The sequence below is a fragment of the Streptomyces sp. Q2 genome, assembly GCF_056820935.1.
Genome location: NZ_JBXEJE010000129.1, coordinates 1 through 409 on the forward strand (window position 1 = coordinate 1; position 409 = coordinate 409).

At 48.2% G+C, this 409-nt stretch carries 1 protein-coding gene; it reads left to right on the forward strand.

The features are described 5' to 3' along the window. A partial coding sequence (locus ACWBNA_RS47890) for a hypothetical protein (RefSeq protein WP_482710892.1) occupies nt 1-409 on the forward strand: 409 nt, incomplete at both ends.

Sequence of the window (409 nt, forward strand, 5' to 3'; positions counted from 1 at the left end):
GCACCCTGACTACTCTGTTGCCCTGCTGCTGAGACTTGCTAAGAAATATGAAGCCACCCTGGAAAAGTGCTGTGCTGAAGCTGACCCTTCTGCATGCTATGGCAAAGTGTTGGATGAATTTCAGCCTCTTGTAGAAGAGCCTAAGAACTTAGTCAAAGCTAACTGTGAACTTTTTGAGAAGCTTGGAGAGTATGGATTCCAAAATGCGCTCATAGTTCGTTACACCCAGAAAGCACCTCAGGTGTCAACTCCAACTCTTGTGGAAGCTGCAAGGAACCTAGGAAAAGTGGGCAGCAAATGCTGTGTACTTCCTGAAGCACAGAGACTACCTTGTGTGGAAGACTATATCTCTGCGATCCTGAACCGAGTTTGTGTGCTGCATGAGAAGACCCCAGTGAGCGAGCAGGCC